Annotated in this window: 18 protein-coding genes and 1 tRNA gene; 2 read left to right on the top strand and 17 right to left on the bottom strand. The window is 57.0% G+C overall.

Translation table 11 applies throughout. The features are described 5' to 3' along the window. Window positions 1–54 precede the first annotated feature (54 nt). From ACP2AU_RS11045 to ACP2AU_RS11105, 13 genes are all read right to left on the bottom strand, one after another. Entirely contained in the window at window positions 55–2,655 is a 2,601-nt protein-coding gene (locus ACP2AU_RS11045; protein ID WP_426376223.1) for a TRAP transporter permease, read from the bottom strand. Window positions 2,656–2,736: 81 nt separating this feature from the next. Next, window positions 2,737–3,720: a TAXI family TRAP transporter solute-binding subunit gene (locus ACP2AU_RS11050; protein WP_426376224.1), complete on the bottom strand. Its 984-nt coding sequence runs from the start codon at window positions 3,718–3,720 to the stop codon at window positions 2,737–2,739. 185 nt (window positions 3,721–3,905) lie between these two features. After that, window positions 3,906–6,293 carry an efflux RND transporter permease subunit gene (locus ACP2AU_RS11055; protein ID WP_426376226.1) on the bottom strand — a complete coding sequence of 796 codons (2,388 nt, stop codon included), beginning with the start codon at window positions 6,291–6,293 and terminating at the stop codon, window positions 3,906–3,908. A gap of 46 nt (window positions 6,294–6,339) precedes the next feature. After that, window positions 6,340–7,488: a WD40/YVTN/BNR-like repeat-containing protein gene (locus tag ACP2AU_RS11060; protein ID WP_426376227.1), complete on the bottom strand. Its 1,149-nt coding sequence runs from the start codon at window positions 7,486–7,488 to the stop codon at window positions 6,340–6,342. Window positions 7,489–7,626: 138 nt separating this feature from the next. Further along, window positions 7,627–9,015, bottom strand: a complete 1,389-nt coding sequence (locus ACP2AU_RS11065) for a DUF1329 domain-containing protein (RefSeq protein ID WP_426376228.1) — start codon at window positions 9,013–9,015, stop codon at window positions 7,627–7,629. Window positions 9,016–9,210: 195 nt separating this feature from the next. Then, entirely contained in the window at window positions 9,211–11,853 is a 2,643-nt protein-coding gene (pepN, locus tag ACP2AU_RS11070) for an aminopeptidase N (RefSeq protein ID WP_426376229.1), read from the bottom strand. A gap of 30 nt (window positions 11,854–11,883) precedes the next feature. Next, window positions 11,884–12,720, bottom strand: coding sequence for a DUF2797 domain-containing protein (locus ACP2AU_RS11075; protein ID WP_426376231.1), 837 nt, complete (start codon window positions 12,718–12,720; stop codon window positions 11,884–11,886). Then, complete coding sequence (locus ACP2AU_RS11080; RefSeq protein WP_426376232.1) at window positions 12,717–13,016, bottom strand: YeaC family protein; 300 nt, start codon at window positions 13,014–13,016, stop codon at window positions 12,717–12,719. Before ACP2AU_RS11080 ends, ACP2AU_RS11075 begins: the two co-directional genes overlap by 4 nt. A gap of 172 nt (window positions 13,017–13,188) precedes the next feature. Beyond that, window positions 13,189–13,863: a rhomboid family intramembrane serine protease gene (locus tag ACP2AU_RS11085; protein ID WP_426376233.1), complete on the bottom strand. Its 675-nt coding sequence runs from the start codon at window positions 13,861–13,863 to the stop codon at window positions 13,189–13,191. Window positions 13,864–13,879: 16 nt separating this feature from the next. Continuing rightward, window positions 13,880–14,893, bottom strand: a complete 1,014-nt coding sequence (locus tag ACP2AU_RS11090) for a metallophosphoesterase (RefSeq protein WP_426376235.1) — start codon at window positions 14,891–14,893, stop codon at window positions 13,880–13,882. A gap of 2 nt (window positions 14,894–14,895) precedes the next feature. Then, on the bottom strand, window positions 14,896–15,780 hold the full coding sequence (locus tag ACP2AU_RS11095) for an NAD(+) kinase (RefSeq protein ID WP_011785545.1): 885 nt from the start codon (window positions 15,778–15,780) through the stop codon (window positions 14,896–14,898). 131 nt (window positions 15,781–15,911) lie between these two features. Next, window positions 15,912–17,147 (bottom strand): DNA repair protein, encoded by a 1,236-nt coding sequence (locus ACP2AU_RS11100; RefSeq protein ID WP_426376236.1) that lies wholly within the window; start codon window positions 17,145–17,147, stop codon window positions 15,912–15,914. A 134-nt stretch (window positions 17,148–17,281) separates the two neighbouring features. After that, entirely contained in the window at window positions 17,282–19,345 is a 2,064-nt protein-coding gene (locus tag ACP2AU_RS11105) for an FAD-dependent oxidoreductase (RefSeq protein ID WP_426376237.1), read from the bottom strand. 135 nt (window positions 19,346–19,480) lie between these two features. On the opposite strand from ACP2AU_RS11105, the gene ACP2AU_RS11110 reads away from it, so the two are divergent. Next, window positions 19,481–20,533 carry an AraC family transcriptional regulator gene (locus tag ACP2AU_RS11110; RefSeq protein WP_426376239.1) on the top strand — a complete coding sequence of 351 codons (1,053 nt, stop codon included), beginning with the start codon at window positions 19,481–19,483 and terminating at the stop codon, window positions 20,531–20,533. A 45-nt stretch (window positions 20,534–20,578) separates the two neighbouring features. Here ACP2AU_RS11110 and ACP2AU_RS11115 read toward each other — a convergent pair. Both ACP2AU_RS11115 and ACP2AU_RS11120 read right to left on the bottom strand, forming a co-directional pair. After that, a tRNA-Asp gene (locus tag ACP2AU_RS11115) sits at window positions 20,579–20,655 on the bottom strand. A gap of 119 nt (window positions 20,656–20,774) precedes the next feature. After that, window positions 20,775–21,812, bottom strand: coding sequence for an AraC family transcriptional regulator (locus ACP2AU_RS11120; protein WP_426376240.1), 1,038 nt, complete (start codon window positions 21,810–21,812; stop codon window positions 20,775–20,777). A gap of 235 nt (window positions 21,813–22,047) precedes the next feature. Here ACP2AU_RS11120 and ACP2AU_RS11125 point away from each other — a divergent pair, with 235 nt between their 5' ends. Beyond that, the gene (locus tag ACP2AU_RS11125) at window positions 22,048–22,920 is read left to right on the top strand and encodes a MaoC family dehydratase (RefSeq protein ID WP_426376241.1); all 873 of its coding nucleotides are present in this window, start codon (window positions 22,048–22,050) and stop codon (window positions 22,918–22,920) included. Between the two features lie 6 nt (window positions 22,921–22,926). On the opposite strand, the gene ACP2AU_RS11130 is transcribed toward ACP2AU_RS11125, so the two are convergent. Continuing rightward, window positions 22,927–24,492: an ATP-binding response regulator gene (locus tag ACP2AU_RS11130; protein ID WP_426376242.1), complete on the bottom strand. Its 1,566-nt coding sequence runs from the start codon at window positions 24,490–24,492 to the stop codon at window positions 22,927–22,929. A 51-nt stretch (window positions 24,493–24,543) separates the two neighbouring features. Further along, the gene (gene fixJ / locus ACP2AU_RS11135; RefSeq protein WP_426376244.1) at window positions 24,544–25,164 is read right to left on the bottom strand and encodes a response regulator FixJ; all 621 of its coding nucleotides are present in this window, start codon (window positions 25,162–25,164) and stop codon (window positions 24,544–24,546) included. Window positions 25,165–25,180: the final 16 nt, after the last annotated feature.

Below are 25,180 nucleotides of genomic sequence, written 5' to 3' on the forward strand. Positions count from 1 at the left end.
TCTAACAGAAAAAAACCCGGCAGCAACGCCGGGTTTTTACGGAGCCAGGGCCGATCAGGCGGGCTGAAGCTCTGCGTCTTCCCTGGCTTTACGCCTCAGCTGCCCGAAGGCAACCAGTCCCAGCAGCAACAACGCGGGAATGAACATCAATTCCTTGGGCGGTCGCTGTAGCTCTACCTGAACCGCATCAATGGTCCAGCCGAACTGTATCCCGGCATCCTCTGCGGCGCTGCCGAAATTGACGAAATCCACCACCAGATCACTACCCTGCTCGGACACCTCCAGGCCAGCACCGGCAAGACGGTCCTGAGCGGTTTCCCCGGGGGGGATTTCGAGTTGGACATAGGTGGTGACATCACTGCCATCAATGTTCATCCCGGAGACTTTGAGTACCACCTCGCCGTCGGCCGGAACGTCTTCCACATACTCCATGATGGCGGCCCCCGGGCGCTCTTCGTTCGGCGGATAGATCATATCCCACCAGAAACCGGGCCGGAACATGGTGAACGTAATCAGCAATAGCAGCAGGGTTTCCCACTTACGGCTCCGGGTGAACCAGAAGCCCTGGGTGGCCGCCGAAAACACCAGCATGGCGGTAACCGCACTGAACACCGTCACCAGCAAATCAAACCAGCCGGTCAGGCCAATCAGCAGCAATTGGGTATTGAAAATGAACATGAACGGCAAAATGGCGGTTCGTATGTCGTAGGTGAAGCCTTGCACACCCGTTCGTATCGGGTCCGCACCGGAGATGGCCGCCGCCGCGTAGGCGGCCAAGCCAACGGGCGGCGTGTCGTCCGCCAGAATCCCGAAATAAAACACAAACAGATGCACCGCAATCAACGGCACGATCAATCCGTTCTGGGCACCCAGGGTCACAATAACCGGCGCCATCAGCGTTGAGACCACGATGTAGTTGGCGGTGGTTGGCAGACCCATACCCAGGATCAGGCTGATAATCGCCGTGAAAATAAGCATCAGCAGCAGGTTCCCGCCAGACAGGAACTCCACGAACTGGGTCATCACAAGCCCGATACCGGTCAGCGTTACCGTACCAACGACAATGCCCGCCGTTGCGGTCGCCACGCCAATACCCACCATATTCCTGGCACCCGTTGCCAGTGAGTGGAACAGATCAGTCACACCTCCGGTGAATTCCGACACCAGCCCACCATGCTTCCGGAAAAAGGCCTTCAGCGGCCTTTGCGTGATCACGATGAAAATCATGAACAGAGTTGCCCAGAACGCAGACAGTTGCGGCGAGAACCGCTCGACCGTCAAACACCAGACCAGCACCACCACAGGCAGGAGGTAATACAAACCGGTCTTTACGGTGGCCCCCACCTCCGGCAATTCATCCATATCCTTGTTTGGGTCGTCTTCTTCCAATTCCGGAAACCGGGTGGCATACCCCACAAGACCAACGTAAATCATCACCAATATCGGCCCAAGCACCCAGGGTGCAGCTTCGCCCAACACCCCTTTGGTCCACCCAACGCCATAGTACACGGCAAACGTCAGCACGATCAGGCCGATCAGCACCACCACCCAGTTCAACAGGCGCTGGGCAAGGCTCGGCCGGTTCGGCCGCTCCAGGCCTTCCATTTTCAGCTTGCACGCTTCAAGGTGCACAATGTAAATCAGAGCCACATAGGAGATCAGCGCCGGCAGAATGGCGTGCTTGATCACTTCGAGGTAAGAAATCCCCACGTATTCAACCATGAGGAAAGCCGCCGCCCCCATAATGGGAGGCGTAAGCTGCCCGTTGGTTGAGGCCGCAACTTCCACCGCACCCGCTTTGGTGGCCGGGAAGCCGACGCGCTTCATCAACGGGATGGTGAACGTTCCCGTGGTGACCACGTTGGCAATAGAGGAGCCCGAGATTACGCCGCTCAGGCCACTGGAGACGACGGCCGCCTTTGCGGGCCCGCCCCGCATATGCCCAAGCATTGCATAAGCGACTTTAATAAAGTAATTCCCCGCACCGGCTCGCTCGAGCAGTGCCCCGAAAAGAACAAAGAGAAAAACAAAACTGGTAGAGACCCCCAGAGCAACCCCGAACACACCCTCGGTGCCGAGCCATTGATGGGATGCCAGTTTATTAAGGCTGACGCCTTTGTGGGAAATAACATCCGGCATATACGGGCCGGCCAATGAATAGGTAACGAACACGGCCGCGACAATCGTCAGTGGCAGGCCAAGGGCCCGGCGCGTAGCCTCCAGCAGCAGCACCAACCCCACCAGTGCCACCCACAAATCCACAGTGATTGGTGCCCCGGGCCGCTGCGCCAGCGCATCGTAAAATACATAAAGGTAAGAGGCCGAAAACGCAGCCGCAAGCGCCAAAATCCAGTCGTAGATGGGAATTTTGGTGGCATGAACGCCCTTGACCATCGGGAAGGCCGAAAACGCCAGAAATACCGCAAACGCCAGGTGAATTGAGCGCGCTTCGGTAGAATTCAGAATTCCGAAATTCAGAATGAACGGCAGGGGCGACGCTATCCAGAGCTGGAACAGAGACCAGCATACCGGAACAATAAACAACAGGACGGCGGCAGGCCCGGTTAGTGCCCGGCCACCGGTCTCGGTCTGCAAAAACTGCTCGACCTTGCCGGCATCCTCACCCGCCCCAACGCCTGGGTCATTCTTTGCCATAGAGGATTCCTGTAATGGAAATTAACCTTGCTGAATCAACAGAGCGGGCTGACCGCCCGCTCTGTTGAAGTGTCCGGCCGATCAGTCGATCAGGCCTGCTTCGCGATAGTACTTGGCCGCGCCCGGGTGCAGTGGCGCACTCAGGGCATCAGAGACCATCTCTTCTCGCTTCAGGTTACCAAAGGCCGGGTGCAGACGCTTAAAGCTGTCGAAGTTCTCGAACACGGCCTTGACCACTTCGTAAACCACCTCTTCCGGCACGTCGGTTGAGGAAACAAAGGTAGCAGCCACACCGAAGGTGGTCACGTCTTCGTCTGATCCACGATACATTCCACCCGGAATAACCGCCTTACGGTAATACGGGTTCTCATCGATCAGCGCTTCTGTTGAATTATTGTCGACAGAGACGATCACACTGTCACAGGACGTGGTAGCTTCCTTGATGGCACCGGAGGGGTGGCCAACGGTGTAGAAGAAAGCATCAATGTTGCCATCACACAACGCCTGGGACTGCTCAGCGGCCTTGATTTCTGCTGCCAGCGAGAACTTGTCCATGGTCCAGCCCATTTCATCCATCAGCACTTCTGCTGTGGCGCGCTGGCCCGAGCCCGGGTTACCGACAGACACACGCTTGCCTTCCAGATCTTCAAAAGTCTTGATGCCGGAACCTTTGCTGGCCACCACGGTGAATGGCTCTGGGTGCAGTGAGAACACCGCACGCAGCTTTTCGTTCTTGCCCGCATCTTCAAACTGGCTGGTGCCGTTGTAGGCGTGGAATTGCCAGTCAGATTGGGCTACCGCCAGATCCAGCTCGCCCTGGCGAATAGCATTCAGGTTGTAAACCGAGCCGCCGGTACTCTCGACCGAGCAGCGAATACCGTGCTCTTTGCGGTCCATATTTACCAGGCGACAGATAGCACCGCCAGCGGGGTAATAAACGCCGGTAACACCACCGGTACCGATGGTCACGAAACGCTGCTCCTGCGCCGACACCGCAGACGACGCGGCACCGAGGCTCACGGCGGTGGCAACAGCAAAAGCGGACGCTTTAAGTTTCAGTGTCATGTGTGCTCTTCCTTTTCTTCATAGTTATAGTTGATCACCCGAACGGGTACGCGGGCGAACATTCTGCTCATTTAAGAACATAGAACACTTCAGGCCATAAATAAAGGAAGGATTAGCACGCTAACCAGCTGAGCTTTCAACAAAAAAGCCCGCTTGCGCGGGCTTTTTCATGACGAGGGCGAACCTCAGGACTTCGCGGCCCGGGCCTTGGCCAGCATCCTGTCCGGACGGAGCAGGAATCTTGCCAGCGCCGGCAGCAGCCAGATGGCGCCCACCATGTTCCACAAGAACATGAAGAACAACAGGAAGCCCATGTCCGCCTGGAACTTGATCGGCGAGAAGATCCAGGTAACCACACCGATACCCAGGGTCACACCGGTAAAGATAACGGCCTTGCCGGTAGAGCGTAGCGTTTCATAGTACGCCTCCTGCAAGGTTTTACCCTCCAGCAGAAACTTCTCGAGCTTGCTGTAGATATAGATGCCGTAATCCACACCGATACCTACCCCAAGCGCAATCACCGGTAGCGTCGCAACCTTGATACCGATACCAGACACCGACATGATCGCCTCGCAAAGAATGGAGGTCAGCCCCAGCGGAATCACGATACAGGCTACCGCACGGATTGAGCGGAAGGTCAGGAAACACAGCAAACTCACCACACCGTAGACCAACAGCAACATCATATCCTTGGCATTGGAGATCACCTCGTTGGTGGCGGCTTCAATGCCCGCATTACCCGCTGCCAGCAGGAAGGTATGCTCTTCATTGCTGTTATTACCCGCGAACTGCTCAACACGCTCGACGACGGTTTCCAGGGTTTCCGCCTTGTGGTCCTCAAGGAACACCAGTACCGGCGTCAGGCTGCAGTCGGTGTTGATCAGACCAGACGGCGCATCCCGGATTGAAGCGTTAATGATGGTCTGGTTGCGGGAAATTTCATACCACTTCCAGTTACCCTCGTTAAGCGCCTTGGTGACCAGCTTTGAGACATCGGCAAGCGATGCAGAGCTTTGAACCCCCGGAGTGTTCTGCAGCTCCCACTGCAGACTATCCATGGCTCTGAGCACATTGTATTGCGTGCATTGCTCTACCGGGGTTTTCACCATCACCACCAACACATCCGCACTGGTCGAATAATTATTGATGATATAGGCATTATCCTTGTTGTAGCGCGAGTCGGGACGCAGTTCCGGAGCCCCCTGGTCGAGATCCCCTACTTTCAGGTCCTGCTTGTAGTAAACCCCAAGACCCAGACCGATGACGGCGATCAACAGCGAGATCGGAGCAACTCCCGGATGGGAGAAGTAGGACATCACGCGCCACTTGCGATCCTGTTTCTCGCCGTGATTCTGGACATGACGCACACCGCCCTTGGAAATCCCGATATAGGACATGATCAGCACGTGCAAGACCAGGTTCGTGATAATCACGAAAGCCACACCCAGGCCGGCGGCCACCGCCAGATCGCGGATGACATCGATCTCGATGAAGACCAGGGTAAGAAAGCCAACAGCGTCTGAAATCAGGGCCAGCATTCCCGGAATGTACAGCGCACGGAATGCCAGACGCGCAGAGGTAATGGCATCGAAGCCTTTCGCCGACTCAACCGCCATCGCATTCACAATCTGAACGCCGTGACTGATCCCGATTGCAAACACCAGGAACGGCACCAGCACCGAATAGGGGTCCAGCCCGTAGCCCAACAGACGCAGCGCCCCGAGTTGCCAGAAGACCGCAATGATGGAGGTGAAAATCGGCACCAGGGTTCCCACCAGGCAGCGGGAGTACCAGAACAACAGCACTGTCGTCAGCAAAATCGTGATACCGGCGAACCAGGCAATGGAGCCAATACCTTCAATCAGATCGCCTACTTTCTTGGCGAAGCCGACGATGTGAATACTGACGTTCGGATTCTGCGCTTCGTATTTCTCCCGGATTTTCTCTTCCAGCTCCCTGGAGAACGCGGCGTAGTCGAGAGCTTCTCCCGTTTCCGGGTTTTTCTCGTACAGCGGCGCGTAAACAATGGTCGACTTGAAGTTGTCCGAGATCAGCCGGCCCACTTCGTTGGAGCGCAAAACGTTCTGGCGCAGCTGTTCAAGGCTGGCTCGCGATCCGTCGTAGCCGTCTGGAATCACCGTACCGCCCTGGAACCCCTGCTCAGTCACCTCTACCCAGCGGACGTTTGATGTCCAAAGCGTTTTCAGGCCGGATCGATCGACGCCGTCAAGATAGAAAACCTCGTCGGTAATCTGCTTGAGGGTTTCCATATACTCGGCTGTGAAGATATCGCCCTCTTCAACCGCAACGGCAATCCGGACGAAATTTCCCAGGTTCTCCAGATCGTCCCGATGATCCAGCATATTGACGACGTAAGGATGCTCCAACGGGATCATCCGCTCGAAGCTCGCGTCAGGCTCAATCTTGATGGCGTTGTAGCCGAGAAACAGCGTCAGTACAAAAAAGGCGATCAGAATCAGCGCCCGGTTATTAAAAATCACACGCTCAAGGAACGGCTCTGCCTTGGGCGTTGTGAAGTAATGTTCACCCCTGTCATGCATCGGGTCAGACATTAAAAAACCCCTCTATCCATTAATCCGTTGATGCCACACCAGGGCGTTAATTCAGGTTCCGGCCGCGAGCGTCGGTGGTCTTCACGCCACCCTCACCAACCAGTAATAATTGGGTACCCGGCAGTGGGACCACACCCATGACACCCTCCCGGTCATTGCGGAAGTAGGGGCGGAAGGTTTCCCCATTGTTGGAACTCATCAGCACCGCACCGCCGTTACCTACCAGGGTGATGCGGCCATCGTCGGCCACCGCTGCGCTGTTGAGGGTGGCGCCGCCCTCGTTGGGCACCATCGCCCAGCTGCGGCCAAGGTCGGTTGAAAGCAGAGTGTTGCCCCGAAGACCAAACGCCAGCATCTCATTAACCCGGCCCGTGCCGGTCACACCGAACAGCGAACCATCGTAAGGGCTTTCCCGCCGTTCCCAGGTATCGCCACCATCCACCGATACGTGGATCTGGCCAGCCTCACCCACGACAACCAATCCGCCACCAGCCACCTGGGCTATGCTGTTGTAATGGAAGTTTGTCGGGTTATCGAGCTTTGGCGCCCAGTCTTCCCAGGTTTCGCCGCCATCCTGGGTCCGCAGAATCATGCCATAGGCACCCACCACAAAACCGTGGCTGTCGTTCTCGAACCACACATCAAGAAACGGGTTCACCGGGCCAATGTCCATGTCCGCCCGGGTGTTCTCAAGCGCGAAAAAGAGATCGTCCAGAGCCCACTCCAAATCTTCTTTTTCTTCTTCAGGCGCCTGTTCGATACGCTCTTCCATTTCAGCGATCTGCTCTTCCTTGCTGGCAATGACCAGCTCCGCAGCCTGAATACCATCCAGCTGCAGCTCCCAGCTCTCGCCGGCATCGCCGGAATGCAATACAACACCACTGTGGCCGACCACCCAGCCATGGGTAGGAGTGCCGAAATCCACGGCGGTCAGTGTCACCGCCACCGGAACCTCTGCCTGCTGCCACGATTGGCCCTGATCGTCGGAGTAAATCACGTGACCACGCTCGCCGACCGATACGATGCGTTCCCCTGCCCGGGTGACGTCGGTCAGCAATGACTCGGGAGCCAGCTCGGTTGGCCTGGCCGGTGTGTCGATAATATCCGCGAGTGCAAATGCCGCCGGTGCTGCCAGTGCCATAGAGAGGCCAAGGCAGGCAGTTCCCAGCGTCTCGCACATGAACCTTTTAGCCATTCAGATTGCCTTTACGTTGGTTAAATCCTGGTGCGCCTGCTGCACATTCGGCAGCAGCCTTTGCAAACAAACCGGCAGCCTCAGGGCCGCCGGTCGACATCCTATTCGGGCGTTACAGGTGCCGGCACCGCCGACGCCTCAGCGTACACTGCGCCGGCGCAGAGAAGCCGGTGAGAAATACCGCTTGTTCGGTACATCATCGGTGAAGACACGGGTATTCGGCTCTTCGGTATCGAGCCCAAGGACGTGATAACGGCGAGCCTGAAGATCATGGTAGACGTCCAGCGTCGTCCAGACCCCCGGCAGTTCGTAATAGTTCTTCGCCATACCGAACGTCACGCGCCACAGCTCGCCACGGCCGTCGTACTGGTCAACCAGAAGGGTGTTCCAGCTGTCCGCATCCACGTAGAACCGGCGTTTGGCATAGATGTGACGCTCACCTTCTTTCAGGTCGGCTTCCACGATGTGAACACGATGCAGTTCCCAGCGAGTGAGATCCGGGTTCAGGTGCGACATCCCCAGAATCTCGGAGTAAGGCGTCCCCTTTTCACTCAGCCGGTAGTTGTTATAGGGAATGTAGATCTCTTTCATCCCCTTGTAGGACCAGTTGTAGCGATCCATGGCGCCGTTAAAGATATCGGTGTCGTCTGCGGTGCGCAGATTGTCCGCGGCAGCGATGGGAGAGTCGTAACCAAGGTTGGGCGCACGCCGGACACGGCGCTGGCCTGCGTTGTACCCCCAGCCATTACGCGGGCTGATAATCTGGTTCAGGGTTTCATGAACCAGAATGGCGCCACCGGCCAGCCGCGGTGGTGATTGGGTAAACGAAAGGTAGTAGAAGATCACGTTGTCCAGATCTTCCTGTCCGCCTTCGGGGTTGTAGAAGTTGAAAAAGACTTCCTGCTGCGATGTGACCAGGTTGTAGTCACCGTTGGCCTGAACCGCAACTTCACTGGTCCGCCGGGTACCGGAGATACCGCGCCAGCGAGTGAGGTGGTTCCACATCACCTGCCAGGCTTTCTGTTCATTGTTGCCATGAAGAATCGGAAACGGGTAACCACCGAAGGCACCGTCAAGCCCTTCAGACTGGCCAACAATGGTAGCGTTCACCGCGTTTTTACGAATATTCTCCTCTACCCATTCCGGTACAGCATGGGTGCGACGCGACTGATACACGGGCACTTTGAACGTGGTCGGATAGATTTCCAGCATCGCTCGCACACCATCCGAAAGATGGTCGCTGAACTGGTCCATATTCGACGCCGTGATCGTAAAGAGAACGTCATCCTCGGGGAAAGGATTGATATGGTGCTGGCCAGTGCCTTCGTAGCCCTCGGGCGCCTCGGTCAGCCCGCCATCCCATGCCGGGATGGTGCCAGCCTCATTACCCGCTTTAACGGAGCCGAAGGGTGTTAGATCTTTGCCAAGCCGTGCCGCTTCAGAAGCAGAAACAGCCGCATATAATGGCGAAGTTGCAAATGACAGAGCCAGCAACCCGCCAAGAAAAACATTCTTGTTGTATCTCATTGTGAAACCTTAAATCCGTCTGGAAGCCTCTTGGGGCTTTTTTGTTATGGTCTGATGCAATCGCAGACTTTCTGACAGGTTAGCCGATACGGCAACATTGTCTATCGACCGAAAGTGCGATTTTGTGTCCGGCGGTGACGACGGTTTTACAATCACAGCCGGACACACGCCCCGGAGCCGGGGCAAGCCATGGCGCTAGTCTGCCAGGCTCTTGTGGACTACCTCGTAAACGTCATTCGACAGTCCCGCCTTGTCGCGAATCCGCTCCAGAGCGGTTTTCATCTGCGAACTGTAACCAGCCGCAAACTTCCGCCAGCGGGTCAGCGGTGCGACCAGCCGCGCCGCGATCTGGGGGTTACTGTCATCCAGACGACACACCTGCTCGGCCAGGAACTCGTAACCAGTGCCATCGGGGTTATGGTATGCAGCCAGATTCTGGCCGGCAAACACCCCTACCACCGAGCGCACCTTGTTGGGATTTTTCCAGTCAAATGCAGGATGCTCCATCAAGCTGCGGATTTGCGGCAGCTGACCCGCGCGGTCACTGGAAGCCTGCACTGAAAACCACAACTCCACCACCTGGGGATCTTCACTGAAACGTTTATAGAAGGTTTCCAGGGCACCGGCCCGAACCTCCGCGAAATCCGAGTTTACCAGCGCCCGGAGTGCGCCCAGCCTGTCGGTCATGTTGTCAGCAGACTCAAACTGGGCTTCTGCCAACGCCAGGGCTTCGGTATCGCCAATGTGCAGCAACCAACCCAGCGCGGTATTTCTCAGGCTACGACTCGCAATGGCTTCAGGCGTCAGCTCGTAATCGCCCGACCCCAGATTGCGCTGATAGCAGTCCAGGAGTTCATTACGCAGGTTTTCGGCCAGATGCCTGAGCACTCTTTCCCGCGCCTGGTGAATAGCCGCCACATCGGCCCGCTCAGACAACTCAATAAGATAAGCCTCGGAAGGCAGTTGCAGCATTTTTGCCATCAACGCCTGGTCCAGTTCGCCATCCTGCAGCAAGGATCGATAGGCATCCACAAGGCGAGGCTCAACCTCGGCAGACGGCGACTGCCCCACCAGAGACTGAATCACATCCACCGCCAGCCGCTGGCCCGCATCCCAACGATTAAAACCGTCCGGATCGTGGCTCATCAGGAACAGTAACTGCTCTCGCGTCCACGGGTAATGTACCCGCACAGGGGCAGAGAAATCTCGCAACAATGACGGCACCGGGCGCTCTGGCAGGCCCTGAAACTCAAAGCAATGCTCTGCCTCGGTCAACTCCAGCACCCGCTCCCGCGGGCCATCACGCTGTTCACCGGAAAGCTGAAGAGGCAAGGGCTGACCATCGCTACCCAGTAGCCCCACCGCAAACGGGATATGTTGCGGCTTTTTGTTTGTTTGGCCCGGCGTATCGGGAAGGCTCTGGCGCACAGTTAGGCGATACACACCGGCCGCCTCGTCAAACTCATCGGTGACTGTTAATACCGGGGTGCCAGCCTGCTCATACCAAAGCCGGAACTGGCCCAGGTCCCGACCGGAGGCATCTTCCATCGCCCGGACAAAATCATCGGTCGTGACAGCCTGGCCGTCGTGGCGTTCAAAGTAGAGATCGCTGCCCTTCCGGAACATCTCTTCACCGAGAAGGTTGTGGATCATTCGCACAACCTCGGCCCCTTTTTCATAGATGGTCAGGGTATAAAAGTTGGAGATTTCCATGTAGGACGCCGGCCGCACCGGGTGAGCCATGGGCCCCGCGTCTTCGGCGAACTGGGCCGTGCGCAGCAGTGAGGCATTGTCGATACGGTTAACCGTGGGCGACCCCATATCAGCCGAGAACTGGGAGTCCCGGAAGACCGTAAAGCCCTCTTTGAGGCTGAGCTGAAACCAGTCACGGCAGGTCACGCGATTACCGGACCAGTTATGGAAATATTCGTGGGCAACAATCGCCTCGATGCGCTGGAACGCTGCGTCTGTTGCGGTCTCCTGGCTGGCCAGCACGCACGACGAGTTGAAAATATTCAGGCCCTTGTTTTCCATGGCGCCCATGTTGAAGTCGTCCACGGCCACGATCATAAAGATATCCAGATCGTATTCCCGACCGTAGACTTCTTCATCCCAGCGCATGGAGCGCTTGAGCGCATCCATGGCAAAGTCGCACTTGCTGGCATTACGCGGCTCTACGTACATTCGCAAATCAATTTGTCGGCCGGAACAGGTGGTAAAGGCATCCTTTTTCTCCACCAGATCGCCGGCAACCAGGGCAAAGAGATAGGCCGGTTTGGGAAACGGGTCTTCCCAGGTTACGAAATGGCGACCCTGTTCCAGGTCCCCCTGCTCGACTGGATTGCCATTCGAGAGCAGAACCGGGTAGGCGCTTTTGTCTGCCTCAATGCGGGTGCGGAAACGCGCCATGACATCAGGGCGGTCCGGGTAGAAGGTAATGCAGCGGAACCCTTCGGCCTCGCACTGGGTACAGAACATCCCGGACGACTTGTACAGCCCCTCCAGCCGTGTGTTGTTCTGGGGTTCGATCCAGGTAACCACCTGCAATTCAAACTGTGCCGGCACCGAAGGCACCACCAGCGCGTCCTCAGCGTCCTCGAATTCACCTGCGTTCAACACCCGGCCATCCAGAGCAACCGACTCCAGCGTCAGGCTGTCACCATGGAGGTGCAGCGGCGCCCCGGTGTCCGTCGACTCAGGGTTGCGGCGAACAGTCAAAGTGCTGCGTACGCGCGCACCGTCTTCGAACAGTTCGAAGCAAAGATCCACATGGTCAACCAAATACTCCGGAACCTTGTATTCACTCAGGTAGATGGTTTGTGGCTGGTTGGTTCGCATTTATTCTCTCCAGACAAAAATATGGCGGGCTCAGTCAAGAACCCGGAACCGGACTTCATACCCGGTAAATTTGCGGATATTGATCACGCCGGTGTCGAGCATCAGGTACTGGCCTTTGATGCCTTCCAGCAAGCCCTCGACCTCCGGTGTTTTATCCAGATTATGGGTTTTCACCTTGGCAGGCCATACCTCAACCGGATAACCAAGCCCCAGTGAATCCTCGCCGACAACACGAATGCTGTCCGCACCATGCTGTTCCCGCAACTCGGCGAGATCCGTTTCTATCAGGCCTAGTAGTCGCTGACGCTCCTGGTGCAGATCGAGTTCGGGCACATCGCCCTTGAGCATTGCCCGCCAGTTCGTGCGGTCCGCCACATGAGCCTTGCACGCTACTTCTACCAGGCCTGACAAATAGCGGGTGGCGACTCTGAGCATGGGGATTGCGGTTACCGCGCCCTGGTCAATCCAGCGTGTTGGTACCTGGGAAGCCCGGGTAATGCCCACTTTCAACCCGCTGGAATTTGCCAGATACACCACGTGCTCAACCATACAGTTGGCTTCGCCCCATTCCGGCTCGCGGCAGGTGCCCAGGTGGTAATGACATTTTTCCGGGCTCATGATGCAGCTATCGCAGGCCGCCAGCTTGCGAAAACAAGGGTAACAAAATCCCTGGTTAAAGCTTTTTTTGGTCTTTCTGTCGCAATGAATGCAGCGGATAACACCTTCGAAATCCAGGCGGACTTTACGACCAACCAGCTCATTCAGCGGTATGCGGGTATCGCCCACCGCCAGATTATAAGCCACCGGATCACCGGCCTCGGCCGGCATCTTGCGCAGTCGGCCAGTTACATCAATCGATTCACTCAAACCTTGACCTCTACATACTGCTCCGGATCGGCATCATTGCCGCCCTGGCGATCCTTGCGGAACTGCACGGACGGGTCGCACGCGGTACCGGCTTTTTCACCCCGGTCGAGATAACCCACCCGCTGCTCCTCAGGAATGTTGTGTTTCTCTTCGTAGAAAATCACAGCCTCCAGGCTGATCTCACGCTGCTCACGAGTGAGGGCACGGCCATCCGGCCACCGGCCCAGTTCAATGGCCTGCTTCAGGTTGCGATAAACCGTCGGATCCAGCCGCTCAATCAGTTCTTCATATGTCATTTTCGCCTCCTGAACTTTTCTTCATGCAAAAAAAGGCCACACCATTTGACAATTAAAAATGATAACGATTATCATTATCCTACCAAATGACAACGGTCGTATCATTTGGTCTCTCTCATCAGGAGCTTTAAGCTCTTTTACAGCCTCACCTTTTGGTGGGGCTTTTTTTATTTCAACGCCGGTAACGTCTCGGCGGCACCACAGCCGCCATCACCAGGCCCGCCAGGAAACCACCCAGGTGCGCCTCATTTGCCATGCGGCCTACACCCAGCATCTCCGGCACCGGAGTAAAGCCGACCACCATCCACACCAGTGCAAACGTCACCAGCGCCGGCGGAAACTGGAACCGGGGCAACCGTCGCTGGCTCAGCCAGCAGTAACCGAGAATGCCGTAGACCACACCCGACAGCCCTCCGAACAAGGGCCCCGACACCAGATACTGCAGCAGGTTCGACGCCAGGCTGGTGGCCAGAAACAGGGCGACCAGCCTGGCCCGGCCGTCAATCCACTCGATCTGGCTACCCAGAAACCAGAGCATGACCGCGTTGAAAATAATATGAGTCCAGCTGAAGTGCAGGAAATCGGGCGTCAGAAGCCGCCAGAGTTGCCCGCCCGACAAGGTGATCGAAAGCGCCTCCAGGCGACCCGCCAGTGTACTGAAGGTCTCCCAGGCAAAAGACCGCGGATCGACAATCATCAGGGTCGCCGCGAGATTGCTCTGCCCCATCCCGGTAAGCCAGACCATAACCACCGCGGTAACGATCAGGCCAATCACGAACGGGGCGTGGCGGGGCGCTGGCTGCCAGCGACCACTGGGCGTAACGGGAGACGACGACGGATTATCCAAACCTACCTCTCTGGTCTTAACGGGCGACACTGTCTTCACTGGTGGGGTAATCCGGCTGTTCCGGACGGTCCACGTCAACCCAGACAAACTTGTCTGGCGACAACGCTTTCTCCCCATCAAACCGATAGGCCACCAACTTGCCATACTTGACCGCGCTGTAATCAATACAGGCGACGTTGTGCTTGAGCGGTGCCGGTGCGCCATCCATCCAGTAATGGCCAACAAACACCGGAGGCGCATCCAGCGGATAGGTGATCAACTGCTTGCGCTCTTCTTCGCTCAGCTTCATCCGGGCGACTTCCGGCGGCAGCGGATCAGGCTGAAACACCACATCGGCGTAGGTTTGCGGGTTATCTGCCCAGAACTTGGTCCGGAAAAACTGCCGGACATAGCCATCCCGCCCGGTAATCGACATCCCTTCAGGCAGCCTGAGATCCGTGCCCCGCAACAGGGTGTCCATTACCTGCCCGGCAAAGGATTCAATCGCCGCCGAGGCGTGCAGAAAATCATCGTCGATGCACGCCCCGCCCTGGTTCTCACGGAACTGGTCAATCAGCCCCTGATCCCAGCAGGCATGCACCAGGCGAAAGTCGTCCTCTTCGATAAACAGCGGAATGGTGTAGAACCACTCCAGGAATTCGTTCCACTCATGAGGATACGCATCAAACTGCTCAAGGGTTTCCTTGATCAGCCGATCGTGGCGGGCATTGTGCTCCCGAAGAAATTTTTTGCCGCTGCCCGGCCGCGCGCGCGTGCAATATCCCAGTGCATTGTACTCATGGTTTCCCATGACAATACGGGCATGGCCGTGTTCAACCATATCCCGAACCAGGTGCAGGGATTCACGAATCCGGGGGCCGCGATCAATGATGTCGCCGATAAAAATGGCCTGGCGCCGGGAATGCTGATAGATACCGTTATGTTTCCGGTAGCCCATCTGCACCAGAAGGCGCTCCAGGGTATGGGCGCAGCCATGGATATCACCGATGATGTCGTAGCCGCGATCTGTACTGTTCTTCAATGCCGCCATGCTTAACTCGCTGCTATTTCACTTGCCCAGCCCAGTTTGTCTCGGCAGGTGGCGTAGAAGTTATGGTCCGTGGGATGAATCAGACGGATTTTGAAAGGCTTTTTGGTGATCCGGATAATATCGCCGGGTGCGCAGGCAATATTCATCTGACCATCAAAGCTGACCTGAGGATAGGTTTCATTGGTTTCGCCGATCACCAGTTTGATCTCACTCTTGCCGTCCACAACGATGGGGCGGCTGCTGAGCGTGTGCGGAAACATGGGAACCAGCACAACCGCGTCAAGCTTCGGATGCATAATAGGCCCTCCCGCAGACAGCGAGTAGGCCGTTGAGCCGGTGGGGGTGGCCACAATCAGGCCGTCGGAACGCTGGCTGTAGACGAAATGGCCATCAATGAACAGGTCAAACCCGATCATCCGGGTGGATTTACCCGGGTGCAGAACGACGTCGTTCAGGGCCGAACCATAGCCCAGGGGCTGGCCATTGCGCTCCACGTGGCCATCGAGAAGAAACCGCGATTCCTCAATGTAATCGCCTTCCAGCACCCGGGCGAGACGCTCCTCGAGATCCGACGGTGAAATGTCGGTCAGAAACCCCAGCCTGCCGCGGTTAACGCCAAGAATGGGAATCTTGGATTTGGCCAACTCTCTGGCCGCGCCCAGCAGACTGCCGTCGCCGCCCACCACGATCACCAGATCACAGATCTCGCCCAACAGTTTCTTGCTGGCAACCTGCAGGCCATGGCCGGGAATCATGGTGGAAGTGTCTTCCTCGATGATTACGTGGTAGTTGTTAGCCGTAAGATACTGTTTAAGCTGCCGTAAAGACTCCACCACCTTGACGCTACCCATGCGCCCGACGATGCCGATATTCCTGAACTGGTCCATGAAGTATCCCGTGGTCTCTGAATGGGACAGAAGGTGCCGATCGCGCTGCTCGGATGCGACTACCCCCTGATCGGTAAGGAACAGACCCACAGTTTAACGAAAGTCAGGCAGATTCTGAAAAAAGATGCGGATCAGACTTTATGCCGGTCGCAGCGGTCGTCCTGCCCGGGTTCGAATTCCGCTGGCTGGGTGACACGCATGATGGGCTCAAGACAGGCCTCGCCAGTGTCATCAACGTGCTTGCACACCGGGTGCTCGTAATGGCCGAGCCACTCCCGATACGCAGGCTCGTTCAGGCCGCAGCGTTCTGCCGCATAAGCCATCGGATTGCCGAAATAGGTATCAATATCTTCATAGGGCAAGGTAATGTGCCCTACGCCCGGATGGTAGGCCACCAGAAACACCGCCTGAGAACGCAATTGTTCCAACAGAGAATCCTCCGGCGGCTGGCGGTGGCGAAGTTCGTGATTTTCCTGCTCCAGCGCCACAATCTTGTCTTCGCGCAATTCCAGCTCTCGCTGCTTGCGCTCCAGCTGCTCTTTCAACAAAACGGTTTCGGCGCTGGCATTGGCATCGTCCCTGCCCGACCCGGCATTTCCCTCTGCCATTTTCTCCTGCATGGTCAGGTATTGCTCGTTACGCTGGGACAGGCGTTTTTTCAGTTGCTCGTTCGCCAGTTTCAGGCGTTCGTGCTTCTGCTCCAGGTCCGCCATGTCTCTGCGAAGCCCCTGCATCTCCAGCCGGTGCTCTCTTTGCAGATCCGCCAGGGAATCGCGATGGACACTCTGCAGGGTCTTGATTCGAAGCCGCTGCTCTCTGAGCACCTGGGCCAGACGCGCCCGGTCTTTGTGCCCGTCATCACTCTCCGGGCCGGCCGGCGAGGCTGTCAGCGTCGGAATGTTTTCTTCTTCAGGCTCGGCCTTCTGGAAGCGCAGGGCGTTGGCCTCAACGGCCTTGCGAATAGACTGGAAATGACTGTTTCCGGGCGTCATGTCCGGGTCCCACAGTTCATTGGCGAACTCGGGAGAGGGGCATTGGCTGCGACACACAAGGCGAATGGCACCGCCGCCCAGATCAGGGCCCTTGGCGCCCTGTTCGGCCAGGGCCTCGATGGGAACGTTCCAATGGCTGTCTGCGCGCCCCTCTTCATCAAACCAGATTCGGAAGAACACGAGAGCCTGCACGTTAAGATCCGGGCGGAGCGTCACTAAAACGGCCCGGACGTCTGTCTCGGCGAGGTCCGAGAGCCCGACATAGCCATCAAGAAAGGCACCAAATTCAGACAGTCTCATCTGCCGGGAAACCTGGCTACCTTCTATGAAAAAAACCGCCGAATAACCCTCGGCGGCCTGGCTGGCATTTACCATTAATCTTCTCCGTGCCCCGGACATCTGAATACCAGGCGCCCGCTGACGCCCCTTGGTTCCATTTCATACACTTGTCCGACATAGTCTAGCCAGACAAGTGCCGAAGCACAGAGAAAAACTGCAACGTTTTGTGATCAAATCGCCGCAGCGAGCCGGCTCCCCTGATCAATGGCCCGCTTGGCGTCCAGTTCGGCCGCAACATCCGCGCCGCCAATCAGATGGACCGGAATGCCCGCGCCTTCAACACCGGCCTGCAACTCCCGCAACGGCTCCTGGCCGGCGCACACGATGATGGTATCAACCGGCAACACCTTGTCTTCGCCGTGCTCGGCACCCTTCGGCGTCACCGTGATGTGCAGCCCCTCGTCATCAATCTTGCGATAGGTAACGCCGGGCACCATCTGCACGTTGCGCTGCTTCAGGGAGGTCCGATGAATCCAGCCCGTTGTCTTGCCCAGGTTTTTCCCGACCTTGGACGCTTTGCGCTGAAGCAGGTAAACCTCACGCGCCGGCGCCGGCACTTCCGGCGTCACGCCCTTGATGCCACCCCGATGCTCGACAGACAGATCTACGCCCCACTCTTTCATGAAGTGATCGGTACTCAGTGAGGGCGAATCGCCTTTGTGAACGATAAACTCGGACACATCGAAGCCGATACCACCGGCGCCGATCACGGCCACACGTTCACCAACCGGCTTGCGCTCCATCAGCGCATCCAGATAACCAATCACATTCGGGTGATCAATGCCTTCGATATCCGGGGTGCGGGGCTCAACACCAGTGGCCAACACCACTTCGTCAAAACCGCCGGCCTTGAGCTCGTCAGCTGACACACGCGTGTTCAGGCGAACCTCAACACCGGTTTTGTCGAGCATTTTCTGAAAATAACGCAGGGTTTCGTAGAACTCTTCCTTACCCGGGATACGCTTGGCCACATTGAACTGGCCACCAATTTCGGTGCCTGCATCAAACAGGGTCACTTTGTGCCCACGCTCAGCGGCAACGGTGGAGAAAGCAAGGCCGGCAGGCCCTGCACCCACAACCGCAATGGATTTAGGCTGAGCCGTTTTCACATAAGCCAGTTCGGTTTCGTTGCAGGCCCTCGGGTTAACCAGGCAAGACGTCAGCTTGCCGCTGAAGGTGTGGTCCAGGCAGGCCTGGTTGCAGCCAATGCAGGTATTGATCTCGTCTGCCCGGTCCTGCTCGGCCTTCAGTACCAGCTCCGCATCCGCCAGGAACGGGCGCGCCATAGACACCATGTCGGCATCACCATCAGCCAGGACCTTCTCGGCGACGTCCGGCATATTAATGCGGTTGGTCGTTACCAGAGGAATACTCACCTCGCCCTTCAGGCGCGCCGTCACTTTGGTAAAGGCAGCACGGGGTACCGATGTGGCGATCGTCGGCACACGGGCCTCGTGCCAACCGATGCCCGTATTGATAATGGTGGCACCGGCTTTTTCGATTTCCTTGGCGAGATGCACCACTTCTTCCCAGGTACTGCCATCCTCAATCAGATCCAACATCGACAGACGGTAGACAATGATAAAGTTCTCGCCAACCCGCTCGCGCACCCGGCGAACAACTTCCAGAGGCAGGCGGATACGGTTCTCGTAACTCCCGCCCCACTGATCGGTGCGATGGTTGGTATGGGCAACGATAAACTGGTTAATGAAATAGCCCTCGGACCCCATGATCTCAACGCCATCGTAACCGGCGCGCTGGGCCAGAGCAGCACAGTTGGCGTAATCGTCGATCTGCTTCTGGATACCCGCCTCGTCCAGCTCTTTGGGCTTGAACGGATTAATGGGAGCCTGAATAGCCGATGGCGCCACCAGCTCCGGAGAATAAGCGTAACGACCAGCGTGCAGAATCTGCATACAGATCTTGCCGCCTTCGTCATGCACGGCCCGGGTGATTACCTTGTGCTTGTCGGATTCTTCCTCGGTACTCATCTTGGCCGCGTGCTGGAATACCGCACCTTCGGTGTTCGGGCCGATGCCACCGGTCACAATCAAGCCAACGCCGCCTCGGGCGCGCTCCGCATAAAAAGCTGCCAGGCGCTCAAAACCGTTTTTCACCTCTTCAAGGCCGGTGTGCATAGAACCCATCAGGGTGCGGTTACGCAGGGACGTAAAGCCCAGGTCGAGCGGTTTCAGAAGGTTCGGGTACTTGCTATCGCCCGGAGTTGCCGTCATGGAATTCTCCTCATCAGTCCAGGTACGGGGGCTTGGCCCCATTTGTTATGGGCCTAACACTACCGAGCCTCAACCGGGCCAACAATATCCATATATAACATTTGATTATCCCCAGACAACAACCATAATATCGCCATGAAAGACAACCAACCGCTCACCCGAAATGCCCTGGGCGATATCAGCCTTCTTTACGTCTCCGTCTTGCTGAGAGCCGTTGCCGCCGAGGGTGGCGATCCGGAATCGCTGAAAGCCCGGTTTTACCTTAACGCACCGGAGCTGGCGGCAACGGATGCCCGCATCAGCATTCCGAGATTCATGCGCCTGGGCCATGCCGGCATCAGCGAGACGGGCAATCCCGCCCTGGGGCTTCGCATGGGCGCCCTGTCCCGGCCTGTCGACGCGGGCCTGGCCGGGCTGGCCGCGGAAACGGCCAATACGGTCGCCGATGCGATGGAGCGGCTTATTCGCTTTTCCTTGCTTACCAGCCGGAATTCAAGAGGTGCGCCGGGGATCTGCCGGCAGAACCGAACCCTCCGCTTCTACTCCATTCGCCCCTACAACGCCTATAACTATTTTGTCGTGGACTCTGTTCTGGCCGCCTGGACCCAGATGATTCGCCACATGACAGGTCGTTACGATGTTCTCGAGCGAGTCAGAATAGAGTATCCGTCAATCGGGCTGGATGACCTGTTCGAGAGCTGGTTCCGGTGCCCGGTGGAATTCGGCACGCCAGTGAACGATATCCGGGTAAAAAGCGCAGTTTGGAAACTGACACCCGCCCAGTCCCAGCCGGGCATGCATGAAAAACTCATGGGGCTGTGTGAACAGGAACTGCGGCAGATTGAAAGAGGTTGGCGGATGGCTGATCGTGCCCGCCATCAGATGACACCCTTGCTGGTGGGAGGCAAGGTCTCGCTCGAGACGCTGGCTGCCAAAATGGGCATACCGCCCTGGACACTGCAAAGGCAGCTCGCCGAGGAAGGCAGCGGATTCCGGGCATTGCTCGACGACACTCGCCGACAATTGGCTTTGGACTATTTGAAAGAGACCGACAGCTCGCTGGCAGAAATTGCCTGGCTACTGGGCTTTGCGAATCCACCGGCTTTTCACAAGGCTTATCACAGATGGCACGGAATCAGTCCGGGCGAACACCGTAAAACCTTGAGGCTGGAAAAGACCGCGAAATAAAGAAACGTAAAGACAATAGGATAAGAAAAAGGGGGGGGGGAAAGTTGGCGGAGCGGACGGGACTCGAACCCGCGACCCCCGGCGTGACAGGCCGGTATTCTAACCAACTGAACTACCGCTCCGCGCTGTATCTCAGATCGTCTTGCGACTGCTCTGTGACAACGAGGGCGAATTATATAGAGGCCCTCGTTTATGTCAACGGTTTTTCTGAAATTTTTTCAAAATCCCCGAAAACCACCGGCTACATGGCATCAACCATCGCGTCTTTACCCTGCGCCGTCTTGCGGTATTCAATCGGCGTCATACCCGACCACCGCTTGAACGCCCGGTAAAACGTACTGGGCTCTGAAAACCCCGTCAGGTAGACAATCTCATCAATCGATTCATCCGTGGTCGCCAGCAACTGACGCGCCAGGCGATAACGGAAATCTGCCAACACCTGATTAAAGCTGGTCTCCGCCTCTGTCAGCCGGGTACGAAGGGTCCGAGGCTTGATACCCAGCCGCTCCGCGACGGCATCCAGCGTTACCTCGCCGCTATCAAGCAGCTCAGCAATGATACGCTCAACCTGCCCGACGATGTCTTTTTTCTCGAGCCGCGCCACCTGCTCACTGGCAAACCGTTCATGCAGCGCCAGCAGCTCGGGTTCCGCGTGGGGTGACGCATGAGAAAGCAACTCTGCCGGGAAGTACAACTGGTTTTCCTCAGCTCCGAAAACCACATCGCAACCCAGAATATCACGCACGTGCGCCTGCTCTTGTGCCGAGCCTCGCTCGTGCTCGAACTCAATTCTGGAAGGGTAGAAATTGCCATCGGTAATGGACCTGAAAAAGGTAATCAGGCCCTGAACAAAACATTCGTTGAAATGCTTGAGGCGGCGCACATCGTCTGACGCTGTATCCAGCACCATGCAGGCTTCACTGCCCTCCACAAAAAAATCGGTATTGGCGGCATCGCTGAGCAAACGCTGGTAGTTCTGGGCCCGGCGCAACCCCTCGCCAAACGTGGGACTGCTCAGAAACAGATATTCCAGCACCTGGCCTTTGTAGGCGGGTAGCAATGGCCCAAGATGCAAACCAACGTCCGGATCACCCGAAACATCTTCCACCGCCTGCCAGAAATAGAGCTGGGCACTGTGAGGTGTTCTTAGCTGATCCATGTACACGTATTGCTCGTCAACGCCAAGGCGATTGAAGATGGCATCGGTATCAATGCCCTTGCGCTTCATCGCCTCGTATATCAGGCGCAGCATGACGCCTGCATCACGTAGTTCCTGCATAGTATCCCGCTTTTTTATTTATTGATTACTACTTTGACCCGCCGGACAGCGCCCGGAGCACGCCAGGTCAATGTCAGATCTGGCCGGGTTTGCCAGACTTTCGAAGTGCATTAGAGCATATCGGGCCACACACGCACAGTTGTACCAGAAATTGGCAAGGCGCAGAACAGGCACGCCGTGCCAGAGCAACCTGCCATGGAAACAAAAATATCAACGGTTCAAGGAGATAAACATTATGCCGGCGCCACTGGTCTACCATCACACACCACCCGCCCTTATGCCACTCTACGGCAAGGCGCTCCTGCCCAAAGCCGGAAACCGCAAACTTCAGGACATCCAGATTCCGCCGTTGGAGGCCCATTTACTGGGTGTCGCGACCCATACTCCGGAACTTACGGACTACCGGACGGTGTGCGACTTTCCGCAGGGCAGCCGGCTGCCGATAACCTGGCCGCACATACTGGCTTTTCCTTTACACCTGAAACTCCTGACAGAGACTGCATTCCCCCTGCCCCTGCTCGGCCTTGTGCACCTTCGCAACAGCATCACCCAACATCGTCCTCTCGCCTGCGGTGAGAATCTCGACCTGAGGGTCATCATCGACCATTCACGTCACACAGACAGAGGTCTGGAATTTGATCTGATTACCGAAGCGAGAGCGGCTGGGCGGCTGGTATGGGAAGAAACGAGCACCAACCTCTTTCGGGAGGCGGCCCCCGGCAAGTCCGGTGCAAAGCCCCGGCCGGCCATAGAGACCCTGCCGTTTTCCGAAGAAATCCCGGCACCGGAGAATCTCGGCCGGCGCTATGCGAAGGTTTCCGGAGACCGAAACCCGATTCATCTGCACGCTCTGAGCGCCCGAGCTTTCGGATTTCCCCGGGCCATTGCCCATGGTATGTGGAGCAAGGCGCGATCGCTGGCAACACTCGAAAAGCAAGCGGATTGGAAAGACGGCCCGGTTCGGGCCAGCTGCCAGTTCAAAAAACCTCTGCTGCTGCCCGGCAGCGCACTGCTTAACTGGCGAACCGGCGGGGAAAGCTGGGATTACCAGTTGCTGAACACGAAAGGCAATGCGCCTTATCTGACCGGGCGCATCGAATGGCTTTAGAGATGATTAGTCCACCGAACAGGGCTGGCCACCGGCTTCAGCGCTGGGCAAGGTAAACCAGAAGCAGGCGCCGCCGCCCTCCGGGCGTTCGTATCCGATATCCCCGCCCTGGGCCTGGATCAGCGAGCGACAGGTGGCCAGCCCGATCCCCATACCGTCTTCCTTGGTGGTATGGAACGGGTGAAACAGTTTTTCTTCGGCATCTTCAGCGACACCAATGCCATGGTCCCTCACCTGAACCCGCACACACCGGTCACCACACCGCCGGGCGCTCACCAGCACGGGGCTCGAGGCCCCAGCGCTGCGGGTGGCTTCCAGAGCATTGCGAATCAGGTTCAAGGCAACCTGCTGCACCTGAATCGGGTCGGCCAGCACATCCGGCAAAGAGTCCTCCAGATGCACCTCAATGCCACCCTCGTTATTGCGCATATCCACTTCGGCAAACTGGCGGGTGTCCTCCAGCAATTCGGATACCGATAGAACCTCTTTGCCCGTTGCCGGCTTTTTCATGAATCGACGGATTCGCCGGATGATCTCACTGGCGCGGTGAGACTGGGCTTCGACCTTGTCCAGGGTTTCCTGCAGCAGCCCGAGATCCGGCTGCTCTTTGCCCATCATACGCTTGGCAACGCGGGCATAATTGGTGATGGCTGTCAGTGGCTGATTCACCTCATGGGCAAACCCGGCGGCCATCTCCCCCATGGTGCTCAAGCGAGACGTGTGGGCCAACTGATCGCGCTGCTCCTGAACCGTCGCCCGGGCGTCGTCGAGGGCCCGCTCATTCTCCAGCTCTGCTGCGATATCCCGGAACACGACCACCGCACCGTGAAGCTCTTCGTCATCCAGTTTGGGCGTTGACCGGTACTCCGAAGGAAAGCCAGAACCATCGGCCCGCAACATCCGGATATCCCGCTGATTTTCAGCGACTCCCTGGCGGCAGGTAGCCATAACCGGCAGGTTATCCTCCGAATCCGCGGCGGTCGAAAAGTGCACCTCGAAGAAATTCTTGCCAATCAGATCATCAGCCGGGCAGCCCATAATCATACCGGCCGCGGGGTTGGCGAACTCGATAATGCCGTTTTCATCCAGACCGTAGATCCCCTCGCTGATCGAGTTGAGAATACGGGCCTGGTCGCTCTGAAGCTCCCGGTTACGCGCCTGCAATTGGCGCTCGAGGCGGATAACCTGGGCGTGGGTCTTTACCCGCGCAATCACTTCCTGGGACTGAAATGGCTTGGAAATATAGTCTGCGCCACCAAGGGCAAACCCTTTCACCTTGGCCTGAAGATCATCCAGTGCCGACAGGAAAACCACAGCACAATCTGCCGTCTGCGGGTCGGTTTTCAGGCGCTCGCACACCTCATAACCGTCCATTTCCGGCATCATGATATCCAGAAGAATGACTTCAGGGTGATGCCGGTGCGCAAGATCCAGCGCTTTCTCGCCCTCATTGGCAATCAGCAACCGGTAGCCTTTGTCTTTCAGAGTTTCGTAGAGGACTTTCAGGTTCTGCGGGTTATCGTCGACCAACAGAACCGTAACCTCAGAGTTCTCACTGACAGCTTCAGTCATAGAAATACGGCCGGTTAAAAACGTTCAAATATGATGACGGTACCGGCCTGCCTAGTCGATAAGGTCCTTTACGGACAGAACCATACGTACCAGATGCGCCAAAGAATGCGTGCCCATCTTGTGCATCACGCGGGAGCGGTGAATCTCCACGGTGCGCTGGCTGATCTCCAGCTCGATCGCGATCACCTTGTTCGCCTGGCCAGCAATCATTCGGTCCATAATCTCGCGTTCACGGGGCGTGAGGCTTTTAACGCGGCGGATAATCTCCTGCTTTTCGTCCAGAGATTTACGCTGCTCGCGATCCTGCTCCAGGGCTGCCTCGATTTTCTCCAGCAGTGCCTCTTCGCGGTACGGCTTCTGGATAAAGTCCACCGCCCCTTCTTTCATCGCATCCACCGCCATCGGCACATCGCCATGGCCTGTCACAAATATGATGGGCAGAATCGAGTGCTTGTCGTTCAGCTTTTTCTGCAGCTCCATGCCATCCATCCCGGGCATACGGATATCCAGCACGATGCAGCCGGCCATCTTGTCGGAATAGTCCTGCAGAAAGGCATTGGCGCTTTCGTAAGTTTTCACCGGTTTGCTGTCGGATTTCAGCAACAACTCCAGTGAATCACGAACGGCTTCGTCATCCTCTACCACGTATACAGTTTGCTGGGTATCAGTCATGGATCTGTACTCTCCT

Source organism: Marinobacter sp. VGCF2001, assembly GCF_049943275.1.
Classification (GTDB): domain Bacteria; phylum Pseudomonadota; class Gammaproteobacteria; order Pseudomonadales; family Oleiphilaceae; genus Marinobacter.